This window comes from Rheinheimera tilapiae (assembly GCF_042432165.1).
GTDB classification, from domain to species: domain Bacteria; phylum Pseudomonadota; class Gammaproteobacteria; order Enterobacterales; family Alteromonadaceae; genus Pararheinheimera; species Pararheinheimera tilapiae.
The window spans coordinates 1,837,163-1,851,623 of the sequence record NZ_JBHLXP010000001.1 but is presented as its reverse complement, the minus strand read 5'-3'; the positions used below and the strand labels follow the sequence as shown (position 1 = coordinate 1,851,623).

Sequence of the window (14,461 nt, the reverse complement as noted above, 5' to 3'; positions counted from 1 at the left end):
TTTGCGGTTTTTTTATCAGAACTTATATTCGATCCCAACCCAAGCGCGATTTTCCTGATAATCGCGACTGTCAGAGCGATAATCAACATTAATCCGTTTCAGGTTAGCGTTGGCAGACAGGTCTTTATTAATTTCTCGATTCAGGCTCAGACTGACTGACTGGACGATCCCGGTCATCTCGCCAAAACTATCTTTACCATCAACCTGGTAGATCAAATCAGAATAATCCGCTGACAATGTCAGACTGTTACGCGCATTCAACTGCCAGTTTGCCGACACATTAACAAATTTGTCTTCACGTACCGCATTCCGCTCTATTAACTGGTCTTTGCGCTGACCAATTCTGCTGCTGAGTTTTAAACGGTTGAAGTCATAACCCAGCAAATACGAGACATTACGACGGACAACCAGGAACTCACTCAGATCAGAGGCCGGATTAGTCATGTTATACAAACGCTCTCCCTGCCCCGGAATGTAAGACGCCGTTGGCGGCTGAAAGCAACTGTCCAGACCTGGCGTTACACCGGGTGGGCAGACAAATAATGAGCTCTCCATATCGCCATCATTAAATCCGAGCAACGAGCCGACCGTATCGCTGACACTCAGCTCCATCCGCAAGTGCTTCAGACTATAAGTGCCTTTGGCCTGCGCTGTCCGGCCGAAAAAACGTTTATCCAAAGAGCCACTGAGTTTTGTCCGACGCGATGGCGCCAGTTCAAACGACGTACCGATATATTCCTTCGATTCTTTAGCGTTATTCACCTTGTTATAGGTGATGTTCCACCAGGACCTATCAGTAATTTTCCATTCGAGACCACCACCAACGGAATGGTGATTGCGATATTGGCTGAAAACCGACGTCGCGCCTTCGACATTACTATTGCTTTCCACAGACCCGGTAGCAATCATCGAAACCCGCCAGAAAAACGGTACCCCGATAACGCCTTGTGCGCGGCGGTTGTATTGCGATTCACGCACATCGCGCTCGGTTTTGGTCGCGTTCCCTTCAATACCCCAGAAAAACTTCCTGTTGCGATCCCGCGTTTTTAGGCCAAAATTCCCCGCCAGACTAGTGTTTTCTAAACTAACCTGCTCGCCGGTTTGGTCGTCGAATACAGAAATCGATTGATCGGATTTGGTGCGTACAGCATTAAGGCCAAAGTCCATCATGGCCCAATCAAAACGGTCATGAGAAAATGATAATGACGCAAACTGTGATTCAACTTTCGCCAAATCACCGGTGGCACTGATCTCATCCTGATAACGGGCAGTTGAGTCTGAAGCCGTTCTGTTACTTTGTCGGGCACCTGCCTGCAAATCCAGTGCTTCGTTCAGAAAACTACCGCTACCAGACCAACGATAACTGAATAGGTTTTCGTTATCGCGCTGGGCATCATCGAAAACCAAGCTCTGGCTTTGCAGATTTAGACTTGTCGTCAACCAGCTACCACGGAAAGACAAATCTAATTCTGGTAAGACCTCGTAGGCCATCCCCTTATCTGCTTCAACGGTTTGATTTTTAATACCATATGCATAAATAGTACTGGAAAGAGACGGTTTAATATCAATGTCAGCCTGTGCCAAAGCTGGCAGCATCGCCAGCAACAAGGTGGCGAAACGCAGTGTCGGGACTCTATTACTCTGCATAATATCCATATCCGTAACCATAACCCTTGTCTCTGCTGTAATGCGCTTTGTTGATCACAAAACCTGTAGCTAAATCAGGCGGCAACATGCTGATGGCCTTTTCCAGCTCATTCAGTTTGGTTTTGTTCTCTTCAAGCACAATCACAGCCTGACCACACATACCGGCCAAAACTGAAGTTTCGTTGACGCCCAATAAAGGCGGTGCGTCAAAAATAACAATCCGGTCCGGGTAGCGTGACGCAAACTCATTTACCAACGCCGCCATCTTGTCACTGGCGAGTAGTTCTGTAGATAAATGATGCGGCTTACCCGCCGCAATAAGTTTGAGCCGTTCCACATTCGTACTGTACATGATGTCTGAAACATCGACGGTATCAGAGCTCAGATAGTCAGTCAGGCCACGCGGCACACTGATCTCCAGGGTACGCGATACGTTTGGCCGTAACACATCGGCATCAACCAACAACACAGTTTTGTCTTGTTCAAGCGCAATACTCAACGCCAGATTAACCGACGTGAACGTCTTGCCTTCTCCGGGTCTGCTACTAGAAACAAGTATCAGGTTCGGGTTACGCAACGTACTGCTCAAAGGACCGAACGCATTGTTGATTAACTTGCGTTTGATCACCCGGTACTCTTCATATATCAGCTTCCGTTCCGTCGCTTTGGCTACAAAGTTACGTTTGGATAAGCTTTCCAAATCGATATCGATAAACTGGTTGCTAGCTTTTTGGTCAACTGACTCAGTAACAGACCTGGCAATGGTCGGTACCGGTAGGTCCGCACTTGCAGTCTCTGTGGGCGTTGAATTTGCTTGCCCCAGTTTATCCAGTGCTTTTTCTATCGTGCTCATATCAACCATCCTAAAATCTGTTTCGCTGTAATACCAAATACCAGCTCATTGGTGACCAGCAAGGTATAACAGAGCATCAGTACTCCGGAGAGTGCAAGGAAATACAACAGATGTTTTTTGCTTTGACGCAACAACACATCCTTGGCTGTATGAGAAACCAGACCAAAAACCGGAAAATCCGAAATTGTCTTTAATTGCAGTGCAGAAGTAACCACTGGTTGCAACTGACTACGCACTAACGCCATCGCCAAACCACCTATCACACCAACCAGTAATACTAAGGTGTAGAACACAATGCGTGGCGGACCTGACGGTTTCATCGGCACTCGTGGTGGTTCGATTTCGCGGAATTGTACGTCTTGTTGAGACTCGTCGGCTTTTTGGCTCAGACTTAAAGCATCTCGACGACTTAACAGTTCTTCGTACTTAGATTTTGTCAGCTCATAATCACGATTTAAACCGGCAAACTTCGCCTCAATATCAGGGATGACGTTGCGCTGACGTTCCAGAGTTTCCAGCTTTTCTTCAAAGCTTTTAACCCGGACTTTGGCCGACTCGACATCATTTTCCAGATTTGAAGTAATGATCTTCAGATTCTGGTAAACCTCATTCTGAGAACCACTGCTTGCACTTGGATTGCCACGCGCAGCTTGTTGTAATGCTTCAATTTCTTGCTTACGCATTACCTGCAACGAGTCAAGCAACCGTTTGGTTTCGGCCACATCCGGGTGCTGATCAGTGTAGCGGATCAATAACGCATCTAATTGATTTTGAAGAGCTTTGATCCGATCGTCGTATTGAGTTGTCAGGCTTGAACTGCTACCCGACTGATCTAAAGCCAACGGGTCCTCGCCACGCAACTGACGGCGGGAAGAATCGAGTTTGCTCTGTAATTCCCTCAGCGTTAAGCGAGCCTCTTCCAGTCGCTCCTTTTCACCTTCAATCCGACCGTAAAAATTGCTGTCAGACAAAGGTCCCAGGGCAATTTGCTCTTTTTTGAACTCGGATAATCGGCGCTCGGCTTCAACTAAGCGGTTTTCATAATCCGTAATTTGGGTATCAAGAAATTCAGATGCCTTTTTCGAGCTGGCGACGGAATCACCCACCCGGTTTTCAATAAAGGTATTTAAGGTTTCCTGCACGACCTTTAAGGCCATTTTCGGCGAGGCATTTGAATAAGAAATGACGTAGATGTTTTCGCGGCCTGAAGACCCAAGCTTGATGTCATTTTTCAGCGCATCAATCAGTTTTTCATAAGCGGCACTGTCCGACGCGTAAATGTCCATGTCGGTTGCTTTGGCGATTTTCTCAAGATTCGGCCGGCTTAATAAAGTCCGCGCCATGAGCTCGATTTCCTGTTGAGGATTATCCCGAATCGTCAGCCCTTGCAGGACCGGAGCCAGAACAGAACGGGTTTCGACAAATAACTTTGCCTCGGCCTGATAGGTCGGTGGCATGTTAAAGACAAATAACCACCCCAGAGGACAAATCAACCACGCCGTTAAAATAATATAACGGCGTCGAAGCCAGATCCCTTGCAGATAAACCAGCAACATCTCTAGCGCAAGGTTTAATTCCTTCATCTAACTACTCCGCAGACGCGATCTTAAAACCAAGCTTCAGGGATAATGACGATGTCACCAGGTAAAATATCAACGTTTGCAGAGATATCGCCTTCGCGAATCAGATCGTCAAGACGAACGTCGTAGGTCATTTGTTTGCCATTTTTAACGCGAACCAGCTTGGCACCGTTGCCGCTGGCAAATTCGGTCAGCCCACCTGAAGCGATCATCAGATCCAGAACGGTCATATATTGGCGATAAGGGTAAGACTGTGGTTTTGCCGCCGCGCCGATAACGCGAACCTGTTCGCTGAATGGGCCAACAAAACCTGAAACGGAAACTGTTACGACTGGGTCACGGATATATTTAGCGAGGATTTTTTCCATGTCGCGGGCAAACTGAGTCGGCGTTCTGCCAGCAACCGGAACGTCTTCAACCAGCGAAGTGCTGATTTTCCCATCCGGGCGGACAACAAATGAACCTGATAATTCAGGATTCCGCCAAACGAAAATTGTCACTGAATCATTTGGACCGATCAGGTAGCTGTATTGATCAACCGCGGTGGTGCGTGCTGGTTGAACGGTAGCGCCTGGTAATTCGTTGGTGCTGCAAGCCTGCAACCCAAGCAACATCACAGATCCAACGACCACGGCAATAGCAGAACTTGCTTTCATTTCTTATACGTCCTTTGTTACTGATGCGATTTTAATATAACTGAATTTTACATAGCTGTGACGGCTATCATAAAAATTTAATTCCAGTTTCCAGACCATCGGCGTATACTTCTGCCTCTGCTTAACTATGTCAAGATCACTGTGCGGAAATTTGCACTTAATTCAGAACGTTCCGGGAAGAAGTAATTAATGAATAAGGCTGTTCGTTACGGGGGAAACACGCTTGCAGAGAAACTCTTTCTGCTGGGCGAAATGCTATTACTACTGGCGTCAAGTTTTGCGGCTTCCTTTATTCTATCGTTCTATCAACCGATAGATCAGGAACTGGCTGCTATTAACGCGGTGTTATATACCGGCTGCGTCATGTTGTGTGCATTGTCAGTAGGTCTGTATGACCAGAAACTGCGTGAAGATACAGGTGGAGTGCTTAAACGAGTACTAATCACCTTGTTTTTGGCAGGTATTCTGCTCGAAGTATTCATCTTCAGCCTGATCCCCTCTTTACATCTCGGCTTTATCTTTAATCTGGTTTCGTCGCTGATTTCGTTAATCACGCTCACCTCATTCCGGATGTTGTTCCACTATCACGATATTACCAAAATCAGCCGCCGGCGCGTTTTAGTGCTTGGTTCGGGTGAGCGCGCGTCGATTATCGAGCGCCGCATGCGTCGTAATGTCGACCGGAAAAACTTTGAGATCCACGGGTTCGTGAAAATCGACGGCGACCAGGAAGGCCATATCCCGGATTCAAAAGTTATCCAGTTCGATTATAAAACCAGCCTCTACGAATACGCTGTCGAGCACGAAATCGAGCAGTTAGTCATTGCCTGTGATGAACGGCGCAATATGCTGCCAGTTGAACATTTGTTTAAGTGTAAAACCCGCGGTGTCGATGTGATCGAAATCCTCGACTTTATTGAGCAGGAAACCGGGCAGATCGCAGTAAACCTTATATACCCAAGCTGGGTGATTTATTCGAATGGTTTTGAAATGAATCATCGGTTTAAAACCAGTCTGGATCATCGGTTAAATGCAGTGTTAGCGCTGTTTGTGTTAGCCGCTTTGTGGCCACTGATGCTGATCACTGCCTTGGTAATTTATTTTGATGATGGTCGTCGTACCGGCGCATCGGTCTTTTACCGGCAGATCCAGATTGGCATCGATGGCAAGCCATTTCAGATCCTGAAGTTCCGCAGTATGCGGCCAGACGCTGAAGCTGGTGGTGCGCAGTGGGCAACACTGAATGATTCACGGGTGACTAAAATCGGTGGATTTATCCGCAAATACCGCATCGACGAACTGCCACAATTGTTTAATATCATCAAAGGCGATATGGGGTTTGTCGGTCCCCGGCCAGAGCGTCCTGAATTTGTTGAGAAACTGGTTAAAGAAATTCCGTATTATAATCAACGCCATAATGTAAAACCTGGCTTGACGGGCTGGGCGCAACTGAAGTATCCATATGGCTCAACGACTGAAGATGCACAAGAAAAACTGAAGTTTGACCTGTATTACATCAAACATCGTACCTTGTTGTTAGATTTGGTCATTTTGATCAGAACAGTTGAAATAGTAATCTTTGGCAAGGGCCGTTAATTCTGATGTCAGCTGCGTTAACAAAACTCAATGCGATGACCGTCGACGTGGAAGACTATTTCCACGTTGCTGCGTTTGAAAAACAAATTCAGCCGGCAGACTGGAATGGTCTGGTGCCACGCGTTGATATCAATACCCGTCGACTGCTCGATTTGTTTGATCAGCACAACGCCAAATCTACGTTTTTCTTTTTGGGTTGGGTAGCAGAGAAGTTTCCCGATTTAGTCAAAGAAGTTCAGCGGCGCGGCCACGAAGTCGCCAGCCACGGTTACGCCCACACCAAGGTACATCAGCAAACACCGGCTGAGTTTAAAGCCGATGCATTGCGTGCGAAGGATATGCTGGAGCAATTGACCGGACACGAAGTTGTCGGCTATCGGGCGCCAAGTTTCTCCATCAATAAACAAAGTGAGTGGGCGTTTGAGATCCTCAAGGAAATCGGCCACAGCTACAGTTCTAGTACCTATCCGGTCAAGCACGACCTTTATGGCGTCCCTGACTGGCCACAACAGCCTTATCTGCGCCCGGAAGGCCTGTTAGAAATCCCAATGCCGACATTAGTGATGAATGGTCGGCAACTGCCGATCGCAGGTGGTGGCTACTTCCGGCTAATGCCATATTGGCTGAGTAGCCGGCTGATTTCACGTTTTCTGCGCGAAGATAAAATGCCGTACATGTTTTATTTCCATCCCTGGGAAATAGATCCGGACCAACCGCGGGTAGAAGGCGCACCATTAAAGTCGCGCTTCCGTCATTACGTCAATTTAAACCGGATGGAAAATAAACTGGCGCAATTGCTGACCCAGTTCAACTGGGGTAGTCTGGATCAGGTCTATCAGAGCGAACTGCAACGATTTAAGTAAAAAAATAACAACTAAGGGATTTAGATGTACCATCCATTGCCTGCAAATCACCAGCGCGCTGCTGTTCTGGCTTTATCCGCTGGATCCTCCGGTATAAGTGCAGTAGTGCACAATTCAGATCCCACAATCGACTTCGCAGGTCAGGCAGGTGCTCAGCATGGCTAAGCCCAAACTGTTGTATCTTTGCCATCGAATTCCATACCCGCCGAATAAAGGCGATAAAATTCGCTCTTTTAATTTATTAAAAGATTTATCTGAACACTATGAAGTCTATCTGGGCTGTTTTATCGATGACGAATACGATTTCCAATACATCGATAAACTGGCTGATTGGTGTGTCGAGTTCAAATGCCGCCGTCAACGCAAACTTGTATCAAAGATCAAAGGCCTGAGTGCTTTTCTGACCAATAAACCAATCACACTCCCCTACTTTTATGACGCAGAATTGCAGTACTGGGTCAAGCAAACCATTCAGAAACACAATATTGAAAACGTGTTTGTGTTTTCATCGTCCATGGCGCAATACGTCGACCACCCGGAATTCGCGCACTTGCATCGGGTCATTGATTATATTGATATCGATTCAGAGAAATGGCGCCAGTACGCTGAACACCAAAGCGGTCTGATGCGATGGGTCTATCGCCGCGAACATATTCAGCTACAGCGATATGAACAGCAGTATTGTGAACGCTTTAATTACAGTTTATTCGTGTCACCGGACGAAGCTGCGTTGTTCCGGCAATTAATGCCAGTAGCACTTGGCAGCAAAATCCACGCAGTACTCAATGGCGTCGATACTAAATTTTTTAACCCGGAACAAGCGCTGTCAGCTGCAGAATATCCTTTGCATGGTCGTTATCTGGTGTTTACCGGCGCCATGGATTATTGGGCGAATATAGATGCTGTCGCTTGGTTTTGCCGTCATGTCTGGCCGCTGATCAGAGCAACACAGCCAGATTTACATTTTTATATTGTCGGTGGTAATCCGTCGTCCCAAGTCTTAGCGTTACACGGCAAAGACCAGGTATGGGTTACCGGCCGGGTCGATGATGTCCGTCCATATCTGGCAAGCGCAGACTTAGTTGTTGCCCCACTACGTATCGCCCGAGGGATCCAAAATAAGGTGCTTGAAGCGATGGCGATGAACAAAAAAGTTGTTGCCAGCTGTATGGCAATGGAAGGAATCAACGCGCCATCGTCCAACTGGCTGGCAGCCAGCGATGAGGCAAACGAGTTTGCCAGCCTGTGTTTGCAGATGCTGCAACAGCCGCAGGATGGTTGCACTAACCGCACATGGGTCGAACAGAACTTTACATGGCCCGCAACTTTAGCACCGCTGTCTGGTTATCTTGGCAATGTCGCAGTTTAAGCCGGTTCAATTCTATCTGTTACTGTCTGCTGTGCTGCTCGGCTGGAGTTTTGTGTTCTGGCCGACGCTGCAGAGTATGGAAAAAATCTGGCAGGACTCTGATACCTATACGCATTGCTATTTAATTCCGTTGATCTCCGCTTGGCTATTGTACGACCGGCGAGAACTGATCACCGCCATGCCCCGCCCGACCTTGCTGCCGTTAGTGGCAGTTATCGCTTGCTGCAGCATCTGGCTGGTTGGATATATTGCGGATATCAACACCCTGACTCATTTCAGTGCAATAGTCAGCCTGCAATTACTGCTGCTGTCATTACTCGGTTGGAAATTGGGTTATCAGGTTGCTTTCCCGTTGTTTTATTTAATTTTTATGGTGCCATTTGGTGATGCACTGAATCCGCCGTTGCAGGATATCACGGCAGATGCCAGCGTATTGTTGTTGCAATGGTCCGGTATCCCGGTATTGCGGGAAGGTTTGTACCTAACAACACCTGTTGGCCAGTTCGAAGTGGCAGAGGCCTGTTCGGGCTTACGTTTTCTGATCGCGTCGCTGGCGATTGGTGCGGTTTTTTCATACTTAACCTACCAACGCTGGTGGAAACATCTGCTATTTATGTGCTCAATCGTGCTTTTTTCAGTGGTTGCAAATTGCTTTCGGGCCTTTTTCCTGATTTGGATTGGTGAAACCAGCCAGATGCAATATGGCTTTGGCGTGGACCACTTTATCTACGGCTGGTTTTTCTTTGCCTTAGTGATGTTTTTAATGTTCTGGCTCGGTGGGAAATGCGCAGATCCGCAGCCATCACCGTTACCTTCAGTGAACTCGGTACGCCCGGCACCAACATTAATGGTGTTTAGCGCAGGCATGACCATTTTAATCTTGTCTTTTGGTATGCGCTTCCAAATCAGTGTCACTGCCACGCCAGATCAACCATCTGTCGCGGCGGTACCCACAGGGCTTATTGCACAGACAGGAACATCATGGCAGCCCGGCTTCTTTGACGGCTTAAAACGCCTGCAAGCAGTGGACGACTCGGGTGTGCAATATCTGTTCGCTCAATTTGGCCATAAACAGGACAAAGGCGAACTGATCGGCTGGAAAAACAACCTGTACCAGCGCCGGCAATGGCGTGTAATGCAAGACCAGCTCATGTCGGTGCAAGATAAACCAGTTGCTTTGCTAGAGCTTCGAAACAGCAGCGGTGATTTCCAAACACTGGCATTCTATTATCGGGTCGGTAGCAGACAAACGACCTCAGAATTGACCGCAAAATGGTATCAGGTTCAGGCTTTGTTACTGAATGAAAGCAGCTTTTCCGAAGTTCGCGCCGTGCTGTTTACCAGCAGACTTGCCGACCTGCCCCCTGCACATTTACAACGGGCGCTGGCGCAACTGGAAGTTATCCATTGATGCAAACTGCACCTATGTTAATCGCGCATCTGATTTATAGTCTGGATACTGGTGGACTTGAGCGCGTCATGTTGAACTGTATCCGCCAGTTACCCGCGACGCAGTGCCGCCACGTTGTGATCAGCCTGACTGGTGCCACTGAATTTGCCAAGCAATTACCCACAGATGTCGCAGTGTATTGCCTGCATAAAAAGCCAGGCAAAGATTTGGGCATTCACGTGAAACTATGGCGCTTATTACGCGACATTAAGCCAGACATCCTACACAGTTATAATCTGGCGACACTGGAATATCATCCAATCGCCTGGCTGGCAGGTGTAACCGGGCACTTGCATGCTGAGCACGGTCGCGATATCTCCGATCCAAACGGCGAGAATAAGAAATATCAATGGCTGCGCCGGCTAGTCAGTCCGTTTTTGCATACCTACGTTGTGGTCAGCGCCGATTTGCATCGCTGGATGGATCAGGTCGTCCGGATCCCTGAACGTAAAAATCAATTGATTTACAACGGGGTCAATACGGAAAAATTTTGTCCGTCGTCAGTCAAAGCAACTCCCTTTACCTTTATCCATGTAGCGCGGCTCTCCGCAGTCAAAGATCAGCAGTCTCTTTTAGAGGCGATGGCCATCCTTCTGGCGCAAACCGAGCAACAGTGTCAGCTTTGGCTGGTTGGAGATGGCCCTGAACGCGAAAGGTTGCAACAACAATATCAGCGACTTGGCTTCACACCCGAGCAGGTACAGTTATTGGGCGAACGCCACGATATCGCTGAGTTGATGGCGCAAAGTCAGGTGTTTGTTTTGTCGTCCGTTGCTGAAGGCATTCCGATGACTGTGTTAGAGGCGATGGCAGCTGGGCTACCGGTGATTGCCACTGCTGTGGGAGGCCTGCCTGAGCTGCTGGCCGCTGATCGTGGCAGTCTGGTGCCGGTGGCTGATCCGACGGCGCTGGCCAATATGATGCTGGCCTATTTGCATGACCCGGAACGGGTGCAGCGTGAAAGTATTAAATGCAGGGAAACTGTTTGCCGGCAGTTCAGTGAACAGGCTATGGTATCGCAATATCTGGCGCTTTATCAGCAAATTAACCGATAGGAAGTTGTTATGTGTGGCATCGTTGGCATGTTTCGGTTACAGGCCGGACGTCCGGTAGACGCAGCCTTAGTGGCTGCGATGAACCAGGCACAATATCATCGCGGGCCCGATGAGGGCGACCAGTACTTGGATGAACAGATTGGCTTGGGTCACCGCCGGCTGTCGATTATCGACCTTGCCAGTGGCCAGCAGCCAATGATCGACGAATCTGGTCGTTATGTGCTGATTTTTAATGGCGAAATATATAACTTCATGGCGCTGCGCGCTGAGCTAGAAACATTGGGCCATGTGTTTAAAACTCATTGTGATACCGAAGTGATCCTGCGTGGCCATATGCAATGGGGCGACGCCTGTGTCGAGCGATTGCAGGGGATGTTTGCTTATGCATTCTGGGATAAGACTGCGCAGCGACTGCTGCTTGCCCGTGACCGGCTTGGCATTAAGCCACTGTTTTACACTCTGTTCGACCAGACCTTGTATTTTGCATCAGAGCTCAAGAGTCTGAAGCTGATCCCAGGCCTCGATAAGACTATCAACCCCGTCGCGATTGAACAGTATTTTACCCTTGGTTATGTTGCAGAACCCGCCACTATTTATCAGTCTGTGCAGAAGCTGTGTCCGGCGCAGACGCTGGCATTGTCAGTGTCTGCTGCGACTCCAGAACTGCAGACATACTGGCATCTGAGTTACAAAACCCAAATTGAACTGTCTGATGCAGACTACCAGCAACAGCTGGTTGCAGAACTAAACAAGGCGATTGCCAGCCACCTGGTCACTGAAGTACCGCTCGGATCGTTTTTATCCGGCGGTGTCGATTCCAGCGCCGTCGTGGCATTAATTGCCGGCATGTCGGACCAACCGGTCAAAACTTGTTCTATTGGTTTTGATGTGGCGGCGTATGATGAAACCAGTTATGCCCAGCACATCGCTGAGCGCTACCATACCCAGCATGACAGCAAAATCGTCAAATCCGACGACTTTAGCCTGATCCCGCAACTGGCTCATTTTTACGACGAGCCTTATGCTGATTCTTCGGCGCTGGCCACCTACCGGGTCTGTGAGCTGGCCCGCAGCAAAGTCACCGTTTGTATGTCCGGCGATGGCGCAGACGAACTGCTGGCCGGTTACCGCCGCTACAAAATGTTGATGGCGGAACAGCAGGTCCGCAATAAGCTGCCTGAAACGTTGCGTAAAGCCATCTTTAAGCCGCTGGGTAAACTTTATCCGAAATTAGACTGGGCGCCCCGTTTCCTGCGGGCCAAAACGACCTTTCAGGCGCTGGCGATGGATCAGGTCGAAGGTTATTTGCATGCAGTGTCGTTGTTAAAACAAGAACAACGCGACCAGCTATTTTCACCGCAGTTGAAACAACAACTGGCGGGCTACAACACTTTGCAGCTGTTTCGCGAAGTAGCGGCAGATTTTGATGGTCACGATGAGCTGGCGCTGCTGCAGTACATTGACATCCGTACCTATCTGGTTGGAGATATTCTGACCAAAGTCGACCGCGCCAGTATGGCTAACAGCCTGGAAGTACGGGTGCCTTTCCTTGACCATAAGTTCGTTGAATGGACGGCAAAGATCCCGGCACAGCAGAAACTCCGTGCAGGCGAAGGGAAATACGTGCTGAAAAAAGCCATGGAACCCTATTTACCAGCTGACATCCTGTACCGGCCCAAAATGGGCTTTCGAGTGCCATTGGCAGTATGGTTTCGCGGCGCACTGCAACAGCCGCTGCGTCAGGCATTACTCAGTGATCTGATGCGCAATTGCGGCTGGTTTCAAATGGATACGATAGAACGCTGGCTCGATCAGCATCAGTCAGGTCAGCGCGACCACAGCACAGCGCTTTGGACCCTGTTAATGTTTGAAAATTTTTTGCGCCAATCGCAATAAAGGAACTGTGACGTGAAGGTTTTGCATATATTTGACCACTCAATCCCGCTGCACAGCGGCTATACGTTTCGCAGCCGTTCGATCCTGAACCAGCAACGAGCTTTGGGTATTCAAACCTGCCATGTCACCAGCCCAAAACACGGTAATGCCGTCGCAGGTACTGAAACTGCAGACGATCTGCTGTTTTATCGCTCCGCACAGCCAAGCGGCATCATGACTAAGCTGCCAGGATTTAATCAACTGGCGCTGGTCGGCCCAATGACACAACGTATTCTCGAAGTCGTTGCACTGGAAAAGCCAGACATCCTTCATGCGCATTCACCAGCACTCAATGGCTTGGCGGCGCTGCAAGCCAGTAAAAAATGTGGCTTACCGGTGGTCTATGAGATCCGTGCTTTTTGGGAAGATGCTGCTGTAGACCACGGTACCTGTAAGGAAGGCGATTTACGCTACACATTAACCCGCCAGCTGGAAAACTATGTTGTTAAACGCGCCAATGCGGTAACGACTATCTGTGAAGGTTTGCGCAAAGATCTGGTCGGACGCGGTTTTGCGGCAAATAAACTGACCGTGATCCCAAATGCTGTCAATGTCGAACACTTTCAGTTATGTGGGCCAAAAAACACCCAACTCGAAGCAGAACTCGGCCTGACTGGCTGCCAGGTACTCGGCTTTCTCGGCTCTTTTTATGCGTATGAAGGTCTGGACTTGGCCATTGCAGCGCTGGCCAGTATCACGCAGCAAGCGCCGGATCTGCGGTTATTGCTGGTGGGTGGTGGCCCACAGGAACAACAGCTGCGCCAGTTAGCCCAAACGCTGGGCGTCGCAGACAAGGTGATCTTTACCGGCCGGGTGCCACACCAGCAGATTGACAACTACTACAGTCTGGTCGATTTATTGGTCTATCCACGCAAATCGATGCGGTTAACCGATCTGGTTACCCCACTGAAGCCACTGGAAGCAATGGCCCAAGGTAAACTGGTGCTGGCGTCTGATGTTGGCGGACACCACGAATTGATCACCGATGGTGTCAACGGCTATCTGTTTCAGGCGGATAATGTCAGTGCGATGGCCGACAAGATCATCAGTTTATTATCCAACCGCGCGCAATGGCCTGAAGTGTTGCAACGCGGCCGGCATTATGTCGAATCCGAACGTAATTGGCACAATAGCGTCAGCAACTATCTGCCGTTGTACCAGAGCCTGCTGAAATGAACATTCTGGTGATCACTACGCTGTATCCGAATGACGAGCAGTTTCGCCATGGTATCTTTATTGAGACCCGACTGCGCGAACTGCAACGTTATTATCCGGATTATCAGCTAACAGTGGTGGCACCTATACCCCACTACCCCTGTGTTGATTGGTGGCGGGGACGTTATCAAAACATCCAGGTGCCGGTACAAACCCAACGGCATGGTATCACCGTGTATCATCCGACTTATCTGGCGATCCCGTATCTTGGTATGTACCTGAATCCCTTTACCTTGCTGAGT

The 14,461-nt window shown here is 48.8% G+C and carries 11 protein-coding genes and 1 pseudogene; 8 read left to right on the top strand and 4 right to left on the bottom strand.

What is annotated here, in order from left to right:
• Positions 1-15: 15 nt before the first annotated feature.
• From ACFFJP_RS07990 to ACFFJP_RS07975, 4 genes are read right to left on the bottom strand one after another with little or no spacing between them, the layout of a single operon-like run.
• The gene (locus ACFFJP_RS07990) at positions 16-1,647 is read right to left on the bottom strand and encodes a hypothetical protein (RefSeq protein WP_377242213.1); all 1,632 of its coding nucleotides are present in this window, start codon (positions 1,645-1,647) and stop codon (positions 16-18) included.
• Positions 1,637-2,500, bottom strand: a complete 864-nt coding sequence (locus tag ACFFJP_RS07985; protein ID WP_377242211.1) for an XrtA-associated tyrosine autokinase — start codon at positions 2,498-2,500, stop codon at positions 1,637-1,639. Before ACFFJP_RS07985 ends, ACFFJP_RS07990 begins: the two co-directional genes overlap by 11 nt.
• The gene (locus tag ACFFJP_RS07980) at positions 2,497-4,083 is read right to left on the bottom strand and encodes an XrtA system polysaccharide chain length determinant (protein WP_377242209.1); all 1,587 of its coding nucleotides are present in this window, start codon (positions 4,081-4,083) and stop codon (positions 2,497-2,499) included. Before ACFFJP_RS07980 ends, ACFFJP_RS07985 begins: the two co-directional genes overlap by 4 nt.
• A gap of 23 nt (positions 4,084-4,106) precedes the next feature.
• A complete protein-coding gene (locus tag ACFFJP_RS07975) occupies positions 4,107-4,694 on the bottom strand; it encodes an XrtA/PEP-CTERM system exopolysaccharide export protein (RefSeq protein WP_377242207.1) in 588 nt (195 codons plus the stop codon).
• A gap of 231 nt (positions 4,695-4,925) precedes the next feature.
• Here ACFFJP_RS07975 and ACFFJP_RS07970 point away from each other — a divergent pair, with 231 nt between their 5' ends.
• From ACFFJP_RS07970 to ACFFJP_RS07935, 8 genes and pseudogenes are all read left to right on the top strand, one after another.
• Positions 4,926-6,332 carry a TIGR03013 family XrtA/PEP-CTERM system glycosyltransferase gene (locus tag ACFFJP_RS07970; protein ID WP_377242205.1) on the top strand — a complete coding sequence of 469 codons (1,407 nt, stop codon included), beginning with the start codon at positions 4,926-4,928 and terminating at the stop codon, positions 6,330-6,332.
• Positions 6,333-6,334: 2 nt separating this feature from the next.
• Entirely contained in the window at positions 6,335-7,195 is an 861-nt protein-coding gene (locus ACFFJP_RS07965) for an XrtA system polysaccharide deacetylase (RefSeq protein WP_377243405.1), read from the top strand.
• A gap of 157 nt (positions 7,196-7,352) precedes the next feature.
• Entirely contained in the window at positions 7,353-8,564 is a 1,212-nt protein-coding gene (locus ACFFJP_RS07960; protein ID WP_377242203.1) for a TIGR03087 family PEP-CTERM/XrtA system glycosyltransferase, read from the top strand.
• Positions 8,551-9,975 carry an exosortase A gene (gene xrtA, locus ACFFJP_RS07955; RefSeq protein WP_377242201.1) on the top strand — a complete coding sequence of 475 codons (1,425 nt, stop codon included), beginning with the start codon at positions 8,551-8,553 and terminating at the stop codon, positions 9,973-9,975. The genes ACFFJP_RS07960 and xrtA overlap by 14 nt, the downstream gene beginning before the upstream one ends.
• Positions 9,975-11,069: a TIGR03088 family PEP-CTERM/XrtA system glycosyltransferase gene (locus ACFFJP_RS07950; RefSeq protein WP_377242199.1), complete on the top strand. Its 1,095-nt coding sequence runs from the start codon at positions 9,975-9,977 to the stop codon at positions 11,067-11,069. The genes xrtA and ACFFJP_RS07950 overlap by 1 nt, the downstream gene beginning before the upstream one ends.
• Positions 11,070-11,078: 9 nt before the next feature.
• Entirely contained in the window at positions 11,079-12,965 is a 1,887-nt protein-coding gene (locus tag ACFFJP_RS07945; protein ID WP_377242197.1) for an XrtA/PEP-CTERM system amidotransferase, read from the top strand.
• Positions 12,966-12,977: 12 nt separating this feature from the next.
• Entirely contained in the window at positions 12,978-14,180 is a 1,203-nt protein-coding gene (locus tag ACFFJP_RS07940; RefSeq protein WP_377242195.1) for a TIGR04063 family PEP-CTERM/XrtA system glycosyltransferase, read from the top strand.
• Positions 14,177-14,461: pseudogene (locus ACFFJP_RS07935) on the top strand (hypothetical protein); the annotation flags it as partial. The gene ACFFJP_RS07940 and the pseudogene ACFFJP_RS07935, both read left to right, overlap by 4 nt.

Excerpts from the sequence above, each read along its gene's own strand:
- ACFFJP_RS07950 (WP_377242199.1), top strand. The coding sequence starts at position 9,975 with ATGCAAACTGCACCTATGTTAATCGCGCATCTGATTTATAGTCTGGAT.
- ACFFJP_RS07975 (WP_377242207.1), bottom strand. The coding sequence starts at position 4,694 with ATGTTGCTTGGGTTGCAGGCTTGCAGCACCAACGAATTACCAGGCGCT.
- ACFFJP_RS07990 (WP_377242213.1), bottom strand. The coding sequence starts at position 1,647 with ATGCAGAGTAATAGAGTCCCGACACTGCGTTTCGCCACCTTGTTGCTG.
- xrtA (WP_377242201.1), top strand. The coding sequence starts at position 8,551 with ATGTCGCAGTTTAAGCCGGTTCAATTCTATCTGTTACTGTCTGCTGTG.
- ACFFJP_RS07970 (WP_377242205.1), top strand. The coding sequence starts at position 4,926 with ATGAATAAGGCTGTTCGTTACGGGGGAAACACGCTTGCAGAGAAACTC.
- ACFFJP_RS07945 (WP_377242197.1), top strand. The coding sequence starts at position 11,079 with ATGTGTGGCATCGTTGGCATGTTTCGGTTACAGGCCGGACGTCCGGTA.
- ACFFJP_RS07960 (WP_377242203.1), top strand. The coding sequence starts at position 7,353 with ATGGCTAAGCCCAAACTGTTGTATCTTTGCCATCGAATTCCATACCCG.
- ACFFJP_RS07985 (WP_377242211.1), bottom strand. The coding sequence starts at position 2,500 with ATGAGCACGATAGAAAAAGCACTGGATAAACTGGGGCAAGCAAATTCA.
- ACFFJP_RS07980 (WP_377242209.1), bottom strand. The coding sequence starts at position 4,083 with ATGAAGGAATTAAACCTTGCGCTAGAGATGTTGCTGGTTTATCTGCAA.